Origin of the sequence: Sulfurospirillum sp. MES, assembly GCF_000789415.1 — a bacterium.
GTDB lineage: Bacteria > Campylobacterota > Campylobacteria > Campylobacterales > Sulfurospirillaceae > Sulfurospirillum > Sulfurospirillum cavolei.
Genome location: NZ_JSEC01000001.1, coordinates 1 through 21,188, shown reverse-complemented (window position 1 = coordinate 21,188; position 21,188 = coordinate 1). Strand labels below are relative to the sequence as shown.

Here is a 21,188-nt window from a genome sequence, read left to right as displayed (position 1 = left end):
AACGGCGATGAACAGTTCATTATACAATAGCGTCTCGGGCGTTAAATCGTTTCAGTTCGCGATGGACGTCCAATCCAACAACATCGCTAACATCAATACCATCGGATTTAAAGGAAGCACTCCGGAAATTTCATCGCTTTTTTCAACGACGCTGGCAGGTACCTATGCCGCATATGCTAATGACGACAGTTTAGGTGCTTCTAGCCAAACGACGGCGTTTAATATGAACCAAGGTATCCTTCAAAACACCGATAATGCCTTTGATTTGGCGATCGGAGGAGAAGGCTGGTTTGGGGTTCAAGGGCTTAACGAAAAAACCTATTTTACGCGAGCAGGACAATTTTCAATCGATTCTAACGGCGATCTAGTCGATATAAACGGCAATTATCTTCTAGCAACGTCGGGAGACAATATCACTCCGACAACGCTTGATGAAACAACCCTCTCCAAATTCGGTACGTATTACAAAAGCACCGCAAAAACACCTGCGCAACCGTATGCAATTAGTGCTACGGGAGATGTGCCTCTTGGAAGCGTCGGGAAACAAACAAAAGTGCATTTACCCGATTTATTGTACTATCCTCCGACGGCAACAACGAGTGTTTCTTACAGTGCTAGCTTAAATCCAAAGGTCACGACAGGTTCCGTTAGCGTTCCTCTGAACAGCGATGACTACACGCAAACCGTTACCGCCGCTTCCGGAAAAATAAGCCTAAACGGAACGACGACACATACGAGCGCACTTCAAAATCCTCAACCGGGGGATCAAGTGCTCGTTACCGTTACGGATAACGCCGGTAAAAAATTAACGACGACTACCCAATTAGATGCGTCAAATCAATGGAGCATTTCCAATGTTAATGTCAGCGAACTCGATACGAGTAGCCCTTTAAACGTTTCGGTCTCCGTGACTTCCAACCAAGAGGTTGCCAATCAAGACCATGCATCGATCGGTATTATTGGTCCAGACGGCGATAAAGATACGCTTGATATGACTTTTACGAAAAGAGTTCCTCAAGCCGCTTCGGGAACGACATGGGATGTTACCGCCAATATTTACAGCTTTTATGAAAATTACGACAGTACAAAGACCTATGATCCTTCACTCTATTACGTTAACCAAAAAGACGCCAAAGTCTATGAAATCGTCGACACCCAAACGGGTACCTTAGAATTTGACGGAGCCGGTAGACTTCTTAGCAACTCTTTGCCCGCACTTTCCAACGGAGGGACGACTCTAAACGTCAATCTGGGAACACTTAATAGTTTTGACGGACTTGTTTCCAGTACCAGTATTACTAAAACGAGTAGTTATCAAACAAACGGTACCGTCGAAGGGTTTTTAAAAAACTACGGAATGGACGGCAACGGCAATATTATTGCCGAATTCGATAACGGAAAAAGCTCCGCTATTGCTAAAGTTGCCGTATACCACTTTCAAAACGACCAAGGTTTAACGTCTGCATCTTCAAACCTCTTTGAAGAGTCTTCCAACAGCGGAAAAGCTATTTTTTATACCGATAAAGACGGAAATGCTTTTTTAGGCTCCAATGTTTTAAATCACCGACTGGAAGGAAGTAACGTTAGTATGGCAACGGCATTGACCGAACTAATCGTGATACAAAAAGCATTTACCGCAAGTTCTAAAGGCATTACGACCAGCGATGAGTTGCTCCAAAATGCTATCAATATGAAACAATAGTTTTTGACATTATATGGAATAAAAATTGCTTTTGATTTTAAACACTATTCATTACACTAAAAAGTAACTTTAAAAAGGATACGCTATGATGAGATCACTTTGGGCCGGCGTTACCGGATTACAAGCGCACCAAATAGCCATGGACGTAGAAGGTAATAACATCGCAAACGTTAATACAACAGGTTTTAAATATTCTCGTGCTAATTTTTCCGATCTTCTCAACCAAACAGCAAAAATTGCTACAGCTCCTCAAGGTGAACTTGGTGGTAAAAACTCTATGCAAATAGGTCTTGGAACACAAGTCAGTTCCGTTACTAAAATGTTCAAACAAGGATCTATTCAAACCACCGATAAAAATACCGACCTTGCCATCAGCGGAGATGGCTTTTTCGTTATATCTCCTGATGGTGGAAATACGTATAAATACACCCGAAACGGTGACTTTACCTTTGATGCCAATGGTAACTTTGTCGATGCCAATGGTTACATCGCACAAGGGTGGCTCAAAAACGATGAAACAGGTGAAATTGACTCAACCGCTCCTATTCGAAACATTACCATTCCACCAGGACTTACCACACCTGCAAACGATACAGGCTATATTACTCTTAAAGCGAACCTCAACTCAGGCGATACCACAAAAAATAAGAGTGCTATCTATTCGTTGGACCAATACAAGGGTTGGTATGACAAAGACACCAATAATATCAAATCTACCACAGAAATTCATGATGAAAATGATACCTCTTTAAACACATTTAACACAGATAATGACCTCGTTGAACGTGGTGTTGATATGGGTGTTTTATTCGATGCAACAGGTAAAGCATTCAATCTTCGTGAAGGGCAAGGTTTATGGGTTAGTTATTCTGATGCTATTTCCAAGCAGGCAAATATTCAATCAAATGGTTCAACATCACTGAGTATTTCACTCAATGGTGTCTCTATTTCAGGATCACTCACCGCCGCAGCCATTGCTGGTAGTCCAACGGCCGACGAAAATGCACTTCGTGCCACAGAAATTGCAAACTTAATTAATGCAAAAACAAGTGATACGGGTGTTGTTGCAACGGTTGAAAATGGTAATAACCTTATTTTAAAAAATACCAATAAGCTAGGCACCGATGAACAACATAAAAATATTAATTTGATTGTAACATCTCCCGCAGGTACTGGTTTAACAACAACCAATATCATTACAGCGTATCAGTACGTCTATTCTAATTCTTCAGCCACAACAAATTCCGTCTATGATGCTGGAACCGCTAGAAAATTTCACACCACAGAAGATTTACGTGCAACCATGCAAACAGATGCTAGGTCATACGTCAATTATACAGGCGTTGCCGTGACGGATGGTGCCGATGCTGGAACAGATTGTATTACTGAGTGGAGAACAGTCGTTGCGCCTGCAACAACCTCAGCTCAAGCACAAAATAAAAACGATGGTGTTGAAATCACAGTAAATAGCGAAGGAAAATACATCATCAAAAACCCTAAAGGGGACGCATTTAACGTTGATGATGACACCGATACAGGTGCCATAATGGGTGCTTATAATAATGCCATTAGTGGAACAGATATTACTGCTATTTTGAGTGCACAAAGCATTTTATTTCCAAGTGGGTCACAAATTCTTCAAAACTTTGTTCCCTCAGCAGATATTATTATCAATGGAACAACCTATTTAGCAGGCAGTACTGTTACAGCTCCGATTACCTTATCAGCAGATGTTACGCTTCCACAAGGAACAACCTTTTCAGGTGCGGCTGCGGCTGCCGTTGATGTAACAACGTCTGGTATTACATATAAAAGCTACAATACAGATCTTGATGACCAACCAATGTACATTTCCGTAACAGGATTAACCAATGCAAGTGGCGGTATAAGTGAGAATCTTAATTTTACAACAGCATTCTCAGCACTCCAAGGATCCTTGCCATCAGGAACCGCTGAAAGAGCCACACAAAATATCTATATGGCAAGCCATGCCTCTAGTATTGACGTATTTGATTCCTTAGGTTCAAAGCATACTGTACGTTTTGAATTTAGAAAAACAGGTCAAACAGATAATGGTGGTACAGAGTGGTCAATGTTAATTACCGTACCAGAGCCAGGTCAAATTAACTTTTCAGCAGGTAACCTACCTCAAAATATTATCACTGGTTCAATTTCATTCAACAGTGATGGCTCTTTAGCAACCTTTTCGCCAACCAATTTAACCTATACTGCCAATAACGGTTCAACACCCAATCAGAACATTGAGCTTCATTTTGGTACTTTAGGACAATTTGATGGTATGACATCGTTTGATAAAGAGTCAAACACATCTGGTATTTCACAAGATGGTTATCCAGGTGGTGATTTATCGGGTATTAGGGTAGATGAAACAGGCACACTCATCGGTAGTTTTACCAATGGACGAAGTTTTGGTCTTGCACAAGTTGCCATGGCAAAATTTACCAACAATGAAGGCTTAGAAAGCGACGGCGGAAATACCTTTATTCAAACATCAAACTCTGGTGATCCTGTTATTGGCCAAGCTTCTGTGGGTGGTAGAGGCGCTGTTCAAGCAAGTTCACTTGAGATGAGTAACGTGGATCTTTCACGTTCCTTAACGCAATTGATCGTTATCCAAAGAGGATACCAAGCAAACTCCAAAACGATCACGACTTCGGATGAAATGCTCAATACGCTTCTTCAATTAAAATAGATTTTTTTAGCTTACATGTACTACAATGAGTCCCAAAAAACTTGGGACTCAACACATGAAAATTACACTGAATCACTACACTCCGTTACTTATTTGTGCAGACGCTATTCGTACATGTTGGCAAAGTTTTGATAAAAGCGATAACGGCGGCGAAAAGGATAAAGAGCTGATCGATCGCGTCGGCAATAAATTTAAACACGCTTCAACGTTGGAACATCTGGTTTACAATTTTTACATCGAAGGCGTTTCCAGAGCCTTGCTTCAAGAACTTGCGCGTCATCGTATGGCTTCACTTTCGGTAAAATCCACCCGTTATACCCTAAAAGAACTCAAAAACGAAGCACTCTTTACATGTAAGGATTTTGAACGCGCCCAAAAGTACCTTGTCCTAACGGGCGTCGAAATGGTAGACGAAATGAGCGTCAAAGCACTTGAAAACTTGCGTTTGGTACTCAACGAAGGCATTAGCAACGATAAAGCCAAATACTGCCTTCCGGAGAGCTATAAAACCGAACTTACGTGGACGATTAACGCGCGAAGCCTTCAAAACTTTTTAACGCTTCGAAGCGATAAAAGTGCTCTGTGGGAAATTCAAAATTTAGCCCATGCCCTTTACGGAGCACTTCCCGAAGAACACCGATACCTCTTTAGCCTCAAAGAAAACGTATCACTTTAAGCCTTACATGTCAAGACTGACATGTAAGCTTTTAGCGTCAAAAAACCGATTAGTATTGATTAAAGCCTTTGCGCATGCGTAATCGCTATTGCTATGGCATCGGTAATATCCAAAGGCTTAATTTCTTGTTGAATGCCTAAAATCTTCTTCACCATAAACGACACTTGTTCTTTTTGCGCTTTACCGTTTCCCGTAACCGCTTTTTTAACCTGCAAAGGAGTGTATTCACTAAAGTTGCCCTTGAGTTGCAAAATTTTAAGACTTAACGCTCCTCGAAATTGCGCCAATTTTAGTACCGTTTTGGGGTTGTATGCATAGAAAATATCTTCAATTGCCACTTCGTCTATCACATGGGATCGAAAGATCGTATCAAGCCCTTCGACCAATTCCACAATCTGATGCTGTAAAATTTTTTCCTTAATTTTGATCAGTCCGGCTTCCACTAAAATAAGTTTGCTTTTTTCTTTACGGAGCACGCTGTAACCGCAGTTTCGAGTACCTGGATCTATACCTAAAATCACCATATTTTTGTCCTTTATTCACGTCTTTTGTCACAGTGTGAATAACTTTTTTCACATTATAGCGGCACTTGCTTTAACAAGGAACTAATAATAGTTTGGTTAAAATAAAACAAACTTATTCACATGTTATTCACGATGTGAAGACTTTTTTAAGGAGATTGATTGTTAGCCGACACCGTTATTGAACTCTTAAAAGAAGAAATCTCTTCTTTAGAATTTGAACGCTACATCAAACAACTTAAATTTAACGAAAAAGCATCCAATTCAGACCAAATGGTTTTTGTCGCTCCCAATATTTTAATTTCCAATTGGGTTAAAACCAAATACGCCGAAAAAATAGCCCATCTTTTTGAACTCAAAACGGGAAAAAAACCCGAAATTAAAGTCGTACTCAAAGAACACCTCAAAACATCCAAGGTTAAATCAAGCTCCGTAGAAATGATCGAAGCGATCAAAAACGTCAAAAATACGATTTTAAATCCTTCCTACACGTTTGACAGCTTCGTCGTCGGAAGTTCTAACCAATATGCTTATACCGCCGCAAAATCCATCGCCGAAAAACCGGGTATTATGTACAATCCCGTTTTTATCTACGGACCGACCGGTCTTGGTAAAACCCACCTGATTCATGCAATCGGCAATTATTGTCAAACCAAAGGAAAAATCGTTATTTACGCAACGATCGAGCAATTTATGAACGATTTTACCTATAACCTTCGCAACCAATCGATGGATCGATTTCGCGAAAAATACCGCAATTGCGATGTTTTATTAATAGACGATACCCAATTTTTATCCAACAAAATTCAAACGCAAGAAGAATTTTTTCATACGTTTAACGAATTGCACTCGGCCGGTAAACAGATCGTTTTAACGTCCGATAAACCGCCTAAAATGATTAACGGTTTAGAAGATCGTCTCAAAAGCCGTTTTGAATGGGGGTTAATCGCCGATATCGGACTGCCCGAACTTGAAACGAAAATTGCGATTATCAAGAAAAAGTGTGAGCTTGACGGCATCAATTTAAACAGCGACATCGTCAATTACATCGCTTCCAATATGGGCGACAATATTCGTGAAATCGAAAGCGCTATTATTAACCTCAATGCCTATGCCTTATTGATGCGCCAAGAAATTACGCTTGATTTTGCGAAAAACGTTATGCGCGAACAAATTAAAGAACGCCGCGAAAATATCAGCCTTGAAGATATTATTCAAATTATTGCAAAAGACCTAAATATCAAACCGAGCGAAATCAAATCGACCAAGCGCAGTAAAAACATCGTCGAAGCCAGACGCATCGGCATTTATTTAGCCAGAACCCTAACCCCCAATTCCATGCCTTCCTTGGCATCGTATTTCGGTATGAAAGATCATACGGCGGTTTCGCACAATATTAAAAAAATTAACGAACTAATCGAAACAAACGAAGCCTTTAAACTCAAAGTTGAAGATCTTAAAAATAAAATTTTGACCAAAGAAAAATAAAAAGTTTTAGAGAAAAACGTGATGACATGTGAAAAACAAGAACCAAAACTTTCACTACAAAAAGCCCTATTTTTAGGTATAATGTATCTTGTTTTCACTCATTCAACCCAAACTACTACTTCAACTATTTTAATAAATAATTAAAGGAGACTCAATGAAAGTTTCGATTAAAAAAAGCATTTTAGAAAACATTCTTCTCAATACTCAACCTTACCTTGAGAAAAAAGATTTGAGTCAAATCACTTCACATGTACTTTTATCGACGGAAGAAAATCAACTCGTTATCAAAGCAACCGACTATGAGATCGGTTTGAGTTACCATACTCCCGAAGTTTTGATTAGTGCATTCGGTCAAGCCAGTGCGAACGGAAAAAAACTCTTGGATATTATTAAAAGTTTGAAAGACGATGATATCGTACTTGAAACGATTAACGATTATCTTCATATTCAACAAAGCCATTCCAAATTTAAACTTCCGATGCTTAATTCTTCCGATTTCCCGACTTTTCCGGCAATCGACAATAAACCGAAATTTAATATCGACAGTGCAACCTTGGTACGCGCAATTAAAAAAATTGCCCCTTCCATCGATACGAACAACCCAAAATTTGAACTTAACGGTGCATTGATCGATATTAAAGACAATACGATTCATCTGGTTGCTACCGATACGAAACGTTTGGCAGTTATGAGTATTGAGCAACAAACCGAACACAATTTTTCGTTAATTATTCCTAAAAAAGCCATTTCGGAAATTCAAAAACTCTTTTTCGACGAAATCGAAATTTTCTACGATGAAAATACGTTGATTGCACAATCGAGCTATTTTACCTTCTACACAAAGCTCATCAACGGTAAATTCCCCGATTACGCACGTATTATTCCTAAAACAAAAAATTATTCACTCTCGCTTAGCCGAGAGTTGATGATCGATGCAATCAAACAAATTGCGATTATTTCGGCGGAAATTAAACTCACGTTTCAATCCGAAAAGATTATTTTTGAAAGTTTAAACGATGATAACATTGAAGCAAAAACGGAAATCGATTTTCACACGGGACTTGAAAACGAAATATACCTTGCGGTAAATAGCCGTTACGTTTTGGATTTTCTATCTCACATCGAAAACAACAGTTTTACCTTAGGTTTTAACGATAGCGGTCTTCCTTTTACCTTAGAGAGTGAAAATTTTATGACGATCGTTATGCCGATTATGATATAAGAATTATTAAAGAAGCGGAGAAATTATGAGTACTTACGGTGCAGACAATATTAAAGTTTTAAAAGGCCTTGAAGCGGTTCGTAAACGTCCGGGTATGTATATCGGCGATACGAATATCAACGGCTTACACCATTTAATTTACGAAGTCGTCGATAACTCTATCGATGAGGCAATGGCGGGCTATTGTGATTATATTAAAGTAGAATTGACGCGTGAGGGATCGGCAATTATTACCGATAACGGACGGGGAATTCCCGTCGGTTGGCATGAAGGCGAAAATATGTCCGCCGCAACGGTTGTTTTAACCGTCTTACATGCCGGTGGAAAGTTTGATAAAGATACCTATAAAGTGAGCGGCGGTCTTCACGGCGTGGGTGTTTCGGTCGTAAATGCGCTTTCGTCTAAACTTGTTGCAACGATTAAGCGTGAGGGAAACGAACATCGCCAAGAGTTTGCGTGCGGTATTCCTCAAACGCCCTTAGATGTTGTTAAAACCACAAACCGAACGGGAACGACGATTGAATTTTGGCCCGATGCTACGATTTTTGAAACCGTTGAATTTCAATTTGAAATTTTAGCGCAACGATTTCGCGAACTTGCCTATTTAAATCCTAAAATTAAAATCGAACTTAAAGACGGACGTGACGGACGCGCCGAAACGTACCATTTTGAGGGCGGTATCAGACAGTTTGTTCTCGATCTTAACAAAAAAGAAAAAGTTGCCGAAGCGGTTCACTATACGGCAAGCGTGGAAGACGTAGAAGTCGATATCGCGATGATGTACAATTCGACCTACAGCGAGATCGTGTATTCGTTTGTCAACAACATTAAAACCATCGACGGTGGAACACACGAAAGCGGTTTTCGTGCCGGCTTGACGCGAGCTATTACCAATTACATCTCTTTAAACGCAGGTATCCGCGAAAAAGACGCCAAAATTACGGGTGATGACGTGCGTGAAGGTTTGATCGCTATTGTGAGCGTTAAAGTTCCCGAACCGCAATTTGAAGGTCAAACCAAAGGAAAGCTCGGAAGTTCGTACGTTAAACCGATTGTTCAAAAATTGGTTTATGAGCAATTAGTTAAATATTTTGAAGAAAATCCGATCGAAGCTAAAGCCATTATGAATAAAGCTCTTATGGCGGCACGCGGTCGCGAAGCGGCTAAAAATGCCCGTGATTTAACGCGTCGAAAAGATGCTATGAGCATCGGTACGCTTCCTGGAAAATTGGCGGATTGTCAAAGTAAAGACCCTTCTATTTGTGAACTTTACCTCGTTGAGGGCGATAGTGCGGGCGGTTCGGCAAAACAGGGACGTGATAGGGTTTTTCAAGCCATTTTGCCGCTTAAAGGTAAAATCTTAAATGTTGAAAAAAGCCGCTTGGATAAAATTTTAAAATCGGATGAAATCAAAAATATGATTACTGCTCTTGGATGCGGTATCGGCGATGAGTTTAACGAAGAAAAATTACGTTACCACAAACTCATTATTATGACCGATGCCGACGTCGACGGTAGTCACATTCAAACGCTTCTTTTAACGTTTTTATTCCGTTTCTTGCGACCGATCGTCGATAACGGTTACGTCTATTTGGCACAACCGCCTTTGTATCGCTATAAAAAGGGTAAAAAAGAGATTTATCTCAAAGACGATACCGAAATGAATGCTTTCTTAATCGAGTCGGGTTTGGAAACGATGGAAATAGAGGGCGTCGGAACACCGGATTTAATCGATTATTTTAAAATTATCGCAGCGTATCGCGGTATTTTAAAAGAGCTTGAAAAACGCTTTTCGATGATCGAAGTGGTTCGTTATTTAATTGAAAATCCAGATTTAATTTCTCTTTCTTCACACGAGCTTTTCGAAGCGATTAAAGCGTATATTCAAAAAGTCGGATACAATTTATTAAACCATTATATTACGCCTGAGAGTCTTCATCTGTTTATTCAAACCAATGACGGCTTGGAAGAGTTACTTTTAGACGATACTTTTTACGGCAATGCTTTATACGAAGAGGCACGTTATATTTACGGCAAAATTCAAGAGCGCGATTTTGACGTTTTTGAAGGACGCGATCCGATTGAAATTTTAGACGAAATTGAAAAAAATGCTAAAAAAGGCGCTTACATTCAACGTTATAAAGGTCTGGGTGAAATGAATCCTGAACAGCTTTGGGAAACGACGATGAATCCCGAAAACAGGCGTTTATTGCAAGTTAAAGTCGAAGATGCCGAACTTGCAAGCGAAACCTTTACGCTTTTCATGGGCGATGAAGTCGAGCCGCGCCGACAATACATTCAAGATCACGCCAAAGACGTTAAACACTTGGACGTTTAATGCTCTATTCGGAGAAGAAAGAAAGAGAAAATCGATTTATTACCGCCTTAAAAATCGCTTTTCCTTTTCTTCTTCTCTTGGGTATATTTTTTCATGCATCACAGCTTTTTAAGCACGATACGCTCAATTTTATTCTTCTGATTTTATTAATTCCCGTTTACGTGTATTACACGGTTTATTTAATTTATTACGGTTTTCAAACGACGCTGATCGATCCGATTACTAAAACATTTAATCGAACAAAAATTCTCTCAAAAATTGAAAAGATCAAACAAAAAGATCAAACACTGATTGTTTTATTACATGTCAAAAATTTGAGTGATATTAACGATCGCTACGGCTTTAATAACGGTGATAGCGTTTTGAAAAAATTGATTGAAAAATTACAAGCGTTTTTGACTGAACATCATTTAAAAAACGTACCGATCGGTCGTTACAGTAACAGTATGTTTCTTTTTTATACGCGTTATCCTTATTTAAAGTTAAAACATTTTATGATGCTTTTTACGAAAAGCATTCAAAATGCCGGTATCGACAATATCGAAGTTAAGATCGATTTTGCGATGATCGGAGCACATTACGACGAATCGACGGAAAATATCATTGAAAAATTGATTTTATTGAGTGAAGAAACCGATAAAAAAGAAGAAGAAAAGGTAGTATTAAAGCCCGATGCAATGAATAAAATGATTGTTCATGCCATTCAAGAAAACCGTCTTTTTTTTAAATATCAACCCTGCGTAAAATACGACGACCGTTCCCAAAAACTGTATGAAATTTTAACGCGTATCGATTTACAAGAACAAGGCATCCTTAGTAAACAGCAAATTCAACGTATCGTCAACCATGCGGGATATGAAAAAGAGTTTGACGAAAAAGTTTTTGGGTTGCTTTTAGAAGAGTTAAAACCGCTTTTAGAACAAAGTGATGCATTATTTTGCATTGAAATTTCGCCGGTTTCGCTGCGAAATACCGCTTTTAAGCGTTACCTTCAAACGCTTTTTAAACGTCTCAAAATCGATCCGAATCGTTTTATTCTTGAAATTATCGAAAAAAAAAGTTATGAAGAGATGGGGCGTTTTAATGAAATTGTTAAAAGTTACCGAGAACTCGGTTTTAAAATTGCACTTGGAAATTTCGGCGGGAATAACGCGAGTATCGAGTATTTAAAATATCTTACGATTGATTGGATAAAATTTGATATTGAATTTACTAAAAATATTGAAGCGGATACGTACCGTGTTTTGCTCAAGCATTATATTGAGTTGGCAAGGTCGCTTCACATTCGGACTATGATAAAATTTGTCGATAAAAAAGCTCTTTTTGAAAAAGCAAAAGCGTATGAGCCTGATTTTATACAGGGGTTTTATATTTCAAAGCCCAAAACCATAGGAGAAATAGATGAAATACGGTGAAAAAATTATTAAAGAGTTCGATGTTGAAAAAGATTTGGAAATTTGGCCGAATCAACACAAAAAAAATTACGTCATTAAATTGACTTTGCCGGAGTTTTGTTGTTTGTGTCCACGAAGCGGTTATCCTGATTTTGCAACGATTTACATCGATTATATTCCAAACGAATGGGTGGTAGAGTTAAAAGCGATCAAACTTTACATCAACAGTTTTATGAATCGTAATATTAGCCATGAAAATTCGGCAAATGAAATTTACGATCTTTTAGACACTAAACTCAAACCCAAGTGGCTCAAAGTCGTTGCCGATTTTAATCCGCGCGGAAACGTTCATACCGTTATCGAGATCGATTCTAAAGTCGTACGAAACGAGAGCACATGTTAAATCCAAAACTCATCGAACAATTTTTCGGCGCGGCGTCTATTCAACGTTGGAATGACTATCCGCGTATGGTGGAGCTGGTGGAACTCGATAAACAAGCACACAAGTTTATTATCGCTTATTTCGTGGCGAAAATGGAAGGCGACGAAAGTATCGATATGCGTTCATTGATTGAAGCGGGTATTTTTGAATTTTTACGCCGTGTGGTCGTGACCGATATTCGTCCGGACGTTTTTCGAAGAGCGCTTCAAAAAAAAGAAAAAGAGATTAATACGTGGGTGCTTTCCCAACTGTACGATTCGCTCAATGAAATTGAAAACGGAGCGTTTTACCGACGGTTTGAGACGTATATTAGCGATAGTTCTATGTATAAAAAAGAGCGTTTTATTTTGAAAGCGGCTTCTTACATGTCAACACGTTGGGAATTTTCGATCGTGTATCAAACGAGCCAATTTTTAAACAATATCGACCGTGTTAAAGAAGCGGTCGAAGAGGAAATCGAGGATTATTACGAGCTGATTAGCATTCGAAAAATGGCGATGAATAAGAAAATTTCGAAAGTAATCGATCTAAGCGGACGTCTTCGTTTTCAAAAACGTTGGGCGCAAACGCCGCGCATTCCCGAAACGTCCGTTTTGGGACACATGCTCATCGTTGCGATTTTGGGTTATTTTTATTCGCTCTCTGCCAAAGCGTGTGACACCCGTTTGGTCAATAACTTTTTTTGTGCCCTGTTTCACGATCTTCCCGAAGCTTTGACGCGCGATATTATCTCTCCGGTCAAATATTCCGTGAGCGGTTTGGACGACATTATCAGCGAATTTGAAATTAAGATGATCGAAGAAGAGATCCTGCCGAATTTACCCGAGGGTTTGCTCAAAGAGTTTAAGTATTTGCTCGGTTTGTACGGCGACAACCATAAAGACGAATTTATGAATCGCATTTTCGAGCATGAAATAACGGCGATCGACGATCCTTGCGAATACAACGAAGACCGATTTCAAACCATCGACGGTAAAGCACTTAAAAATTGCGATAATTTAGCCGCATTTATCGAAGCCACGCTTTCGATTTCGCACGGCGTCAAATCCAAAGAGTTAATCCAAGGTAAAGAACATATTCGTCAAAAGCTCAAAGAAAAAGGGAAAATGGGCAATGCCGATTTTTACGAGTTGGCATTGGAAATTGAAAATTATTTTGGAGCGTAAAAGAAGTATAAAATAAAAAACCCTCTTCCAGATGGCTGCGGCACACACCTTAAAAAAGTGCTCTGCTGTGTTCCCACCCTGAAGCGATGCTCTTAGAAGACGTTGCACAGGTCTAGAAGAAGGCGAAGCGTATTTTACCCAAAAATTCTTAAAAAACATAGAGGAAGCGTATGGTCGATCCTAAAATTGAAACAAGTTGGAAGAAGGTTTTATGGGACGAGTTTCAAAAACCTTATTTTGAGACCTTAAAAGCTTTTTTAGCCGAAGAAAAAAAACGTTTTACGATCTATCCGAGCGGTGCTAATATTTTTGCGGCGTTTGATCATACGCCTTTTGACAAAGTCAAAGTGGTTATTTTAGGGCAAGACCCCTACCACGGCATTCACCAAGCGCACGGATTGTCTTTTTCGGTGCAAGAAGGCGTGCCGCATCCTCCCTCTTTGCAAAATATTTTCAAAGAGCTTCACGATGACTTAGGATGCCCTATCCCTCAAAACGGAACCTTGAGCGCATGGGCAAATCAGGGCGTTTTTTTGCTCAACACCGTTTTAACCGTACGTGCGGGCGAAGCTAATTCGCATCGCGGACAAGGATGGGAAATCTTTACGGACGAGGTTATCAAACGTCTAAGCGCGCAAAAAGAGCATCTTGTTTTTATTCTTTGGGGAAGTCCCGCCGGTGCGAAAGCTTCGCTGATCGATGCAAAAAAACATCTCATTTTACGCTCCGTTCACCCTTCGCCTTTATCAAGTTACCGTGGTTTTTTCGGCTCAAAACCGTTTTCTAAAAGTAACGACTATTTGATTCAAACCCGACAACAACCGATTCAATGGTGTCTTTCTTAAGCGTCGTTCACGATCGCCTTTACGCATGGTATCAGGCTAACGGTCGTCACGATTTGCCGTGGCGACAGACCGATGATGCGTATCGCATTTATCTCAGCGAGATTATGCTTCAGCAAACGCAAGTTAAAACCGTTTTGGAGCGGTTTTATTTTCCGTTTTTAAAGCGATTTGAAACTCTTCAAAGCGTAGCCGAAGCTCCTTTAGACGATGTTTTAAAAGCATGGGAAGGTCTTGGATATTACACGCGGGCTAAAAACCTTCATCATACGGCGCTGACATGTCAGGGGGTTTTGCCGAAAACTCCCGAAGAACTCGGTGGACTTAAAGGAATCGGGAAAAGTACGGCACATGCGATCTGTGCGTTTGCCTATCGCCAAGCGTTGCCTATTTTGGATGCCAACGTTAAGCGTGTTTTATGCCGCTATTTTGCCTTACATGTCAAGAATGAAAATGTATTGTGGCAAAAAGCATGGGAGCTTTTGGATACGAAACGCCCCTTTGAGTATAATCAAGCGATGATGGATTTAGGCTCGATGGTTTGTACGTCTAAAAATCCTACATGTAATGCGTGTCCGATGAAACTGACATGTCAAGGCAAAACGAATCCCGAAAGTTATCCGCAAAGCGTTAAAAAACCGAAAATTCCGATTAAAAAACGGTTTGCTTCGGTTGTGATTCAGGAGGGAAAATTAGGATTGATTCAACGTAAAGAGAGGCTTTTACACGGACTTTGGGGTTTTGTGCAAACGGATAAAAAACCCGAAGGTCGTTTTTTAGGTATTGTCCGTCACACCTATAGTCATTTCAAACTCGAACTCGAAGTGTTTCAACCGCGATATTGCGGCAAAGCACTCGACGGTTGGTTTGATGAAGAGGCAATAGCCTCGTTAGCCCTCTCGACGGTCGATAAAAAAATACTACGATGCTGGCGTAGTATGATGATGAAAAGCATCATTTCGAACACCGACTAAAAAGAGCGTCACGCTGCAAAGACTTACTCCCATCATCACGCCCATAACGGGTAAAAGCGTTCCATCATGCAAAAAGCTTGCGACAAAGCCCATCAAAGCACCCATACTGTACTGTAAAACGCCGATAATCGCGTTCGCGGACGCACTGATGTTCGGGAAAAATTCCAACGTCAGTGAAACCGAGTTGGAAAAAATAAAACCTAAAGAGCCGATGTAAAGCATAATCAACGGGAAAATAAAAGCAATGCTTTGATCGCGAAGTATAAAAAGTAAAAAACCCAAAAATGCTTGCAAAACCATACCGAAACGCAAGAGGTAAAAAGGCTCGATACGTTTGACAAGATGGGCGTTGAGCCTACCTGTCAGCATCAGTAAGATGACGTTACTTGCGAAGAAAAACGAAAAAAGCGTCGCTCCGATGTGAAAATGTTCCATATAAATAAACGACGAAGAGGTAATGAACGTGTACATCCCGGATGAGCACAATATTTGCGATACGATCAAAACCATCGCCGTTTTATGGCTTAAAACGCGTTTGTAATTTTGAAAAGGAGTTACTTTCGTGTTGGTTTGCATGCCTTTGGGAAAGAAAAAAAAGTAGATCGTAAGAATCATAAAGGCATAAATGCACAAGAAAACAAAAATACTTCGCCATGAAAAAAGTTTTAAAAATAAAGCACCGAGCGTAGGTGCGATTAACGGCGCGGTTAGCATAATCATAGCAATCAGTGAAAAGACGCGCGCACTCTCTTTACCCTCGTATCGATCGCGCACAGTTGCAGAGACGTTGACCGTAGCGATGCCGCCGCCGAAAGATTGAATCGCGCGTAAAATCCAAAAAAGCGTAATATCATGCGTAAAAATAAGCGCAAAGCTACTGAGTCCGAAAAGAATCAATCCGATGCTAATCAGCGGCTTTCTTCCGTAGGCGTCCGAAATAGGCCCGCCGAAAAGCTGACCCATCGCAATACCGAAGAAAAAAAGACTGAGGCTAAATTCGACATTGGGTATGGAAGTATGAAGGTCGCTTGCGATGGAGGGAAATGCCGGTAAATACATGTCGATCGACAAAGGAGAAATTGCCGATAAAGAGGCGAGAATAAGGATCAACTGACGTTCGCTTAAAGAGTGGTGCATTCTTTTTTTCCGTAATTTTTTAAAAGATTATAGGCGATTAGGTTAAATTGAATGTTAATAAAATCCTTTTGAATGCTTTAAGTCGTTGCGTTATACAATAAAGTCAAAGGTGTAAAGGAGCGTCTATGTTGCGAAAATGGTTAACCCTTTTGATCACGGCGTGGCTTTTGCTCGGTTGCAATGATAAAGCGGCGAACCATGCGAATGTTACGGTCGAGGGTGTGGACGCAAACGAGCAAAATGCTATTAAATCGGTTATTTTGAACGGGAAAAACCCTCCCAAAGAGTACCGCGAACTTGTATGGAAAAAACTCAAATGCAGCGATGCAATTAGTCAAAGAATCGGAAAACGGGCAGTTTTTATTGCACATCGATTTCAAGAAAAACAGATTTACGGCGGAGAAGTAACGCGCGAGGCGATCTTTTTTATCGGAAACGATAAGCCGAGCAAGATTATCGATTTTGATGTTAAAACGGCATTTAGCGCATTTTTGGCGACACCGAGTATTCAAGAGATTTTTGCACCTTCGATTTGGGATTTGAAGCGGTTGCACGAATTATTTCCAACAAGTGCAAACGATGCTTCGGCTAAAGAGACGATCAAAGATTTTATTTATTCGATCAAGCGGTTTGCCAAAGAAGATCAAAGTTACCTCGATCAAGCGATTTCCACGGCAAATACGCCGATGTCGATTGCTAATAATACGGCGTTGTTCATTGTTATGCGCCTTTTCCCCGAACTCTTGGAAGAGCTGTTGTTTGACGAAATAACGTACAAGGGCAAATATTATTAAGGAGATACGATGAAAGCTCTTATCTTTAAAATCGCGATAGGGTTTTATTTCAGTATCGGTATGCTTCACGCCGATGCTTTAAGCGAAGGACTCGGTGCCTATGAAAAAGGAAACTATATGGCATCAAGCCTCTTTTTTGAAGAAGCCTGCGATAATAACGTAATGGAGGCATGCTATAACCTTGCGCTGATGTACGACGAAGGTGTAGGCGTTTATAAAGACGATCAAAAAGCGATGAGGTTATTGACAAAAGCATGTGAGGGGGGATTTGTCGATAGTTGCTATAATCTTGGCATAATGTACGAAAAAGGCGAAGGTGTTACGCAAGATACGGTAAAGGCGTTTACGCTTTATTATCAAGCTTGTGAAAAAGGGCATACGCGAGGATGCTATTCGACCGCACTTATGTACTATAAAGGCGAAGGCGTACGAAAGAACTTTGTTGAAGCCGCAAAACTTTTTCAACAAACATGCAATGAAGGTTATGAAAAAAGTTGCTTTAATCTAGGCGTGATGTACCGTGACGGACAAGGCGTGGTTCAAAACAGGCAAAAAGCAATCGAGTTGTTCTCTCAAGCATGCACGATGGGTTTTGATCTCGGATGCAAAAACGCTCTGTTGCTCAAAGAGTGATAGAAAAATTATAAGCGTTAATGTTGCACTTAAGAATTGAATTAGCATTTTAATAAGGCGTATTTTAGGAGTTTAAGGATTGGTGGCCGGGAGAGAGGGATTTTAAAGGCACTAATTTTCTATATTATACATTTTGTAAAATAATCATCAAAATAGCGTATTTCAGGCCTTTATAAAACTTTCTCAATTTCCAATAATATGTTATTATTCCAATAAAATATAAATTTATGTTGGAAATAGGTTGGAATAAATTTATATAAAGTATAAAAATAAACTGCTACAATAATCAATATTATATCGTTTCTCGGAGTAAAGAATGGCACATGATTTAACATCATCGACAGTCGGTAGACAAAACATTCTAAACAATAATTATGCATTGGAACAAATAGAATCTAATTTGTCGCTTGGCGGTACATATTGGCATGATGAAACCGTTTTTACGAAGGTGCAAGTGGCGGAATTATTAGAAATTGATATAAGGACTGTTGAACGATATTTGGAAAATCATTATGATGAATTAACACAAAATGGATATAAGGTTTTAAAAAATATCGATTTAAAACAGTTTAAGGAGGATGTCTCCGACATTGATGTCGGTGACATCTCCAGGATCCCTTCATTAGGGCTTTTCCCGTTTAGAACAGTTTTGAATTTAGCTATGCTGGTAACCGAAAGTGAAAAAGCAAAAGCTATCAGAAATAAGATACTTGATATCGTCATTGATGTTGTTGCTCAAAAAGCCGGTGGGCATACTAAGTATATTAATCAGCGAGATGAATCTTATCTCCCATCTGCATACAAAGAATATAACTATCGTCAAGAATTTACGGATGCACTTGATTATTATCTCCAAGCAGATAAATGGAAATATGGGAAGTATACAAATAAAATATATGAAGTAGTATTTTTAGAAAATGCAAAAGAGTATAAAAACATCCTTGATTTAAAAAAGAAAGATCAAATTAGAGAAACTATGTATTCTGAAGTATTAAATGCTATCGCTAGCTTTGAACATGGATTAGCTGTAGAAATGAAGCAACAATATGACGAACTCGGTAGGAAATTAACAACAAAAGAATTGGATACTTTAATTGAAAAAGCAGCAAAAAATCCTTATCTAACACCACATATTAATGATGCCAGGGCAAAGATGGCAAGTCGTGATTTATGTTTTAGAGATGCTTTGCATCAAAAGCTTGAGAGTTACATACAATCGGTGCCAACAGTAGATTTTGAGAAGTTCCTTGGTGAAACAAGTAAATCTTTAGAAGAAAGGTTATCTGATCCCGATACCTTAGCCGTTTTAAAACGATTAAAAGATCGATAATGGAACAGCAAATATTTTATTTTGATACAAAACACGCGATTTCCGTTCATGATTGGATTATAGATAATAGCGGTGGGTTACAAGGGTATCGTGAAATCGGTCTTTTGGATAGTGCATTAGAGCATATTCAAAATGATGTATATTATCCGACATTTCAAGATAAGCTCAAGCATTTAATCATCGCAATCAACAAGTTTCACCCTTTTAATGATGGCAATAAGCGATCGAGTCTAGTGCTAGGAGCTTATTTTTTAAAGCTTAACGGATATGACTATTGTATTGATAGATTTATATTAAAAATGGAAAATATCGTTGTATGGTTGGCCGAAAGTAAAATCAATGACGAATTATTGCTTAATATCCTTCACTCAATTATAGAAGAAGATGAATTTAACGAGTCGTTAAAGTTGGCGATTTTTGAAGCTGTACGGTAAGTATCCTCTATGAGCCGCATCAAAACTAAATATCAAGGTGTTTTTTATCGTGAAGCTGTCACGAATGGTAAGCCTGATAAGACGTATTATATCGTTTTTAAAGACGTGCATAATAAAACCGTTGAGACAAAGATCGGCAAAGAAAGCGAAGGTGTACGTGCAAATTACTGCAATCAAAAGCGAAATGAGATTATCACAAAGCAACGCTTAGGCGAAGATCTTCCGGCAATTGCCGTTAAAAAGAAAAAGCATATTATCACGTTAGATACGGCCGCAGAAAAGTTCTTCAAAGAACGTGAGATGCAAAATAAAGATAATGCTCATACGCAATCAAAATACAATAATTGGATCGCGCCGGTACTTGGCCAGATGGATATCGATTTAGTTGGGCTAGAGGAAGTAAGAGGATTACAAGAGAGCCTGGTAAAAAAAGAGTACGCGGCAGCCACGATTAACTTTACGATCAATCTTTTACATGCCATCGTCAACTACGCAATTGAAAATAAACTATCAACGACTGTTCATAATCCCACAAAAAAGCTCAAGCAATTGAAAGTCGATAATGCTCGAGATCGATATTTGACGAAAGAAGAGTGCCAGAAGCTCTTAGAAGCCGTTGAAGATGAACCGGTACTCAGACTATTCGTGCGCTTGAGTTTGAGCACTGGAGGGCGATTAGAGACGATTCTGAGTATATGCAAAAAAGATATTGACTTTGCTAACAAAACAATCGCTCTCAAGGATCATAAAAACGTTTCTTCGTATCGTGGTTTCCTCAACGATGATCTCACAAGTTATTTGAATGAATACTGTCAAGATCTAAAGCCAAACGATAAGCTGATCACAATGCCGGTACGTACACTCAGAAGACAATTATCAAATATTTTTGTAGATCTCTTTAATGCAGATTTAGACAAAAACGATAGAAAAAACCGAGTGGTTATTCATACCTTGCGACATACGTTCGCAAGTCTTTTAGCAATTCAAGGAACACCAATATTTACGATTCAAAAGTTGATGAATCATCAGGATATTAAAACTACGCTTCGATATGCTAAATTGAGCCCGGAGAGCGGTAGAAATTTTGTTGAAAATTTATATTCTTAGGCCACATAAATATACGAAATAAATCTTAATTTGAACTAGGTTCTAAATTCAATAGGTCATCAATAATAAAAAAATACTATTTATATGGGTACTAAATATGATTATCTTGAATAAATAGCCCAACTTGAATAAAAAGGATAGATTTTCAATCTCAACTTTCGCACATAGATTTCAAAGATTAATCGATCTATAAAAGCCCATAAATAGGCACTTTTAAGTATAATTTAGTCGACTAAAACACGATTATACGGAGCTTTTTTATGGGCATGGACAAT

General features: G+C 39.2%; 18 protein-coding genes and 1 other RNA gene. 16 read left to right on the top strand and 3 right to left on the bottom strand.

Annotated features, from left to right (window positions below):
- The first annotated feature begins 7 nt into the window (after window positions 1–7).
- From OA34_RS00090 to thyX, 3 genes are all read left to right on the top strand, one after another.
- Window positions 8–1,702 (top strand): flagellar hook-basal body complex protein, encoded by a 1,695-nt coding sequence (locus OA34_RS00090; protein ID WP_039671806.1) that lies wholly within the window; start codon window positions 8–10, stop codon window positions 1,700–1,702.
- An 85-nt stretch (window positions 1,703–1,787) separates the two neighbouring features.
- Window positions 1,788–4,415 (top strand): flagellar hook-basal body complex protein, encoded by a 2,628-nt coding sequence (locus OA34_RS00085; protein WP_039671805.1) that lies wholly within the window; start codon window positions 1,788–1,790, stop codon window positions 4,413–4,415.
- A gap of 55 nt (window positions 4,416–4,470) precedes the next feature.
- Complete coding sequence (gene thyX / locus OA34_RS00080; RefSeq protein ID WP_039671804.1) at window positions 4,471–5,091, top strand: FAD-dependent thymidylate synthase; 621 nt, start codon at window positions 4,471–4,473, stop codon at window positions 5,089–5,091.
- Window positions 5,092–5,150: 59 nt separating this feature from the next.
- Here thyX and ruvC read toward each other — a convergent pair whose 3' ends face one another.
- Window positions 5,151–5,615 carry a crossover junction endodeoxyribonuclease RuvC gene (ruvC, locus tag OA34_RS00075; RefSeq protein WP_039671803.1) on the bottom strand — a complete coding sequence of 155 codons (465 nt, stop codon included), beginning with the start codon at window positions 5,613–5,615 and terminating at the stop codon, window positions 5,151–5,153.
- Window positions 5,616–5,774: 159 nt separating this feature from the next.
- On the opposite strand from ruvC, the gene dnaA reads away from it, so the two are divergent.
- From dnaA to OA34_RS00045, 6 genes are all read left to right on the top strand, one after another.
- A complete protein-coding gene (gene dnaA, locus OA34_RS00070) occupies window positions 5,775–7,100 on the top strand; it encodes a chromosomal replication initiator protein DnaA (RefSeq protein ID WP_039671802.1) in 1,326 nt (441 codons plus the stop codon).
- Between the two features lie 154 nt (window positions 7,101–7,254).
- Window positions 7,255–8,322 carry a DNA polymerase III subunit beta gene (gene dnaN / locus OA34_RS00065; RefSeq protein WP_039671801.1) on the top strand — a complete coding sequence of 356 codons (1,068 nt, stop codon included), beginning with the start codon at window positions 7,255–7,257 and terminating at the stop codon, window positions 8,320–8,322.
- A gap of 25 nt (window positions 8,323–8,347) precedes the next feature.
- Window positions 8,348–10,660: a DNA topoisomerase (ATP-hydrolyzing) subunit B gene (gene gyrB, locus OA34_RS00060; RefSeq protein WP_039671800.1), complete on the top strand. Its 2,313-nt coding sequence runs from the start codon at window positions 8,348–8,350 to the stop codon at window positions 10,658–10,660.
- Window positions 10,660–12,075, top strand: a complete 1,416-nt coding sequence (locus tag OA34_RS00055) for a GGDEF domain-containing protein (RefSeq protein WP_039671799.1) — start codon at window positions 10,660–10,662, stop codon at window positions 12,073–12,075. Before gyrB ends, OA34_RS00055 begins: the two co-directional genes overlap by 1 nt.
- Window positions 12,062–12,457 carry a preQ(1) synthase gene (queF, locus tag OA34_RS00050; RefSeq protein ID WP_039671798.1) on the top strand — a complete coding sequence of 132 codons (396 nt, stop codon included), beginning with the start codon at window positions 12,062–12,064 and terminating at the stop codon, window positions 12,455–12,457. The genes OA34_RS00055 and queF overlap by 14 nt, the downstream gene beginning before the upstream one ends.
- Complete coding sequence (locus OA34_RS00045) at window positions 12,451–13,662, top strand: HD domain-containing protein (RefSeq protein WP_039671797.1); 1,212 nt, start codon at window positions 12,451–12,453, stop codon at window positions 13,660–13,662. The genes queF and OA34_RS00045 overlap by 7 nt, the downstream gene beginning before the upstream one ends.
- Window positions 13,663–13,683: 21 nt before the next feature.
- On the opposite strand, the gene ffs is transcribed toward OA34_RS00045, so the two are convergent.
- An RNA gene (gene ffs, locus OA34_RS13405) (signal recognition particle sRNA small type) lies at window positions 13,684–13,781 on the bottom strand.
- A gap of 51 nt (window positions 13,782–13,832) precedes the next feature.
- Here ffs and OA34_RS00040 point away from each other — a divergent pair.
- On the top strand, window positions 13,833–14,507 hold the full coding sequence (locus tag OA34_RS00040; RefSeq protein WP_039671796.1) for a uracil-DNA glycosylase: 675 nt from the start codon (window positions 13,833–13,835) through the stop codon (window positions 14,505–14,507).
- On the top strand, window positions 14,492–15,478 hold the full coding sequence (mutY, locus tag OA34_RS00035) for an A/G-specific adenine glycosylase (RefSeq protein WP_039671795.1): 987 nt from the start codon (window positions 14,492–14,494) through the stop codon (window positions 15,476–15,478). Before OA34_RS00040 ends, mutY begins: the two co-directional genes overlap by 16 nt.
- On the opposite strand, the gene OA34_RS00030 is transcribed toward mutY, so the two are convergent.
- Entirely contained in the window at window positions 15,425–16,615 is a 1,191-nt protein-coding gene (locus tag OA34_RS00030; protein WP_039671794.1) for a multidrug effflux MFS transporter, read from the bottom strand. The two genes, mutY and OA34_RS00030, sit on opposite strands and share 54 nt — an antisense overlap.
- Window positions 16,616–16,740: 125 nt before the next feature.
- Between OA34_RS00030 and OA34_RS00025 the strand changes: the two genes are divergently transcribed.
- From OA34_RS00025 to OA34_RS00005, 5 genes are all read left to right on the top strand, one after another.
- The gene (locus OA34_RS00025) at window positions 16,741–17,409 is read left to right on the top strand and encodes a hypothetical protein (protein WP_254376952.1); all 669 of its coding nucleotides are present in this window, start codon (window positions 16,741–16,743) and stop codon (window positions 17,407–17,409) included.
- Window positions 17,410–17,418: 9 nt separating this feature from the next.
- Window positions 17,419–18,042: a tetratricopeptide repeat protein gene (locus OA34_RS00020; RefSeq protein ID WP_286682767.1), complete on the top strand. Its 624-nt coding sequence runs from the start codon at window positions 17,419–17,421 to the stop codon at window positions 18,040–18,042.
- Between the two features lie 316 nt (window positions 18,043–18,358).
- Window positions 18,359–19,372: a hypothetical protein gene (locus OA34_RS00015; RefSeq protein WP_039671793.1), complete on the top strand. Its 1,014-nt coding sequence runs from the start codon at window positions 18,359–18,361 to the stop codon at window positions 19,370–19,372.
- On the top strand, window positions 19,372–19,806 hold the full coding sequence (locus OA34_RS00010) for a type II toxin-antitoxin system death-on-curing family toxin (protein WP_039671792.1): 435 nt from the start codon (window positions 19,372–19,374) through the stop codon (window positions 19,804–19,806). Before OA34_RS00015 ends, OA34_RS00010 begins: the two co-directional genes overlap by 1 nt.
- 9 nt (window positions 19,807–19,815) lie before the next feature.
- Window positions 19,816–20,913 carry a tyrosine-type recombinase/integrase gene (locus OA34_RS00005; protein WP_039671791.1) on the top strand — a complete coding sequence of 366 codons (1,098 nt, stop codon included), beginning with the start codon at window positions 19,816–19,818 and terminating at the stop codon, window positions 20,911–20,913.
- The last annotated feature ends 275 nt before the right edge of the window (window positions 20,914–21,188 follow it).

Excerpts from the sequence above, each read along its gene's own strand:
- gyrB (WP_039671800.1), top strand. The coding sequence starts at position 8,348 with ATGAGTACTTACGGTGCAGACAATATTAAAGTTTTAAAAGGCCTTGAA.
- OA34_RS00040 (WP_039671796.1), top strand. The coding sequence starts at position 13,833 with ATGGTCGATCCTAAAATTGAAACAAGTTGGAAGAAGGTTTTATGGGAC.
- OA34_RS00085 (WP_039671805.1), top strand. The coding sequence starts at position 1,788 with ATGATGAGATCACTTTGGGCCGGCGTTACCGGATTACAAGCGCACCAA.
- queF (WP_039671798.1), top strand. The coding sequence starts at position 12,062 with ATGAAATACGGTGAAAAAATTATTAAAGAGTTCGATGTTGAAAAAGAT.
- OA34_RS00055 (WP_039671799.1), top strand. The coding sequence starts at position 10,660 with ATGCTCTATTCGGAGAAGAAAGAAAGAGAAAATCGATTTATTACCGCC.
- OA34_RS00030 (WP_039671794.1), bottom strand. The coding sequence starts at position 16,615 with ATGCACCACTCTTTAAGCGAACGTCAGTTGATCCTTATTCTCGCCTCT.
- thyX (WP_039671804.1), top strand. The coding sequence starts at position 4,471 with ATGAAAATTACACTGAATCACTACACTCCGTTACTTATTTGTGCAGAC.
- OA34_RS00015 (WP_039671793.1), top strand. The coding sequence starts at position 18,359 with ATGGCACATGATTTAACATCATCGACAGTCGGTAGACAAAACATTCTA.
- OA34_RS00045 (WP_039671797.1), top strand. The coding sequence starts at position 12,451 with ATGTTAAATCCAAAACTCATCGAACAATTTTTCGGCGCGGCGTCTATT.
- dnaN (WP_039671801.1), top strand. The coding sequence starts at position 7,255 with ATGAAAGTTTCGATTAAAAAAAGCATTTTAGAAAACATTCTTCTCAAT.
- OA34_RS00005 (WP_039671791.1), top strand. The coding sequence starts at position 19,816 with ATGAGCCGCATCAAAACTAAATATCAAGGTGTTTTTTATCGTGAAGCT.
- OA34_RS00090 (WP_039671806.1), top strand. The coding sequence starts at position 8 with ATGAACAGTTCATTATACAATAGCGTCTCGGGCGTTAAATCGTTTCAG.
- OA34_RS00010 (WP_039671792.1), top strand. The coding sequence starts at position 19,372 with ATGGAACAGCAAATATTTTATTTTGATACAAAACACGCGATTTCCGTT.
- ruvC (WP_039671803.1), bottom strand. The coding sequence starts at position 5,615 with ATGGTGATTTTAGGTATAGATCCAGGTACTCGAAACTGCGGTTACAGC.
- OA34_RS00020 (WP_286682767.1), top strand. The coding sequence starts at position 17,419 with ATGAAAGCTCTTATCTTTAAAATCGCGATAGGGTTTTATTTCAGTATC.
- mutY (WP_039671795.1), top strand. The coding sequence starts at position 14,492 with ATGGTGTCTTTCTTAAGCGTCGTTCACGATCGCCTTTACGCATGGTAT.
- OA34_RS00025 (WP_254376952.1), top strand. The coding sequence starts at position 16,741 with ATGTTGCGAAAATGGTTAACCCTTTTGATCACGGCGTGGCTTTTGCTC.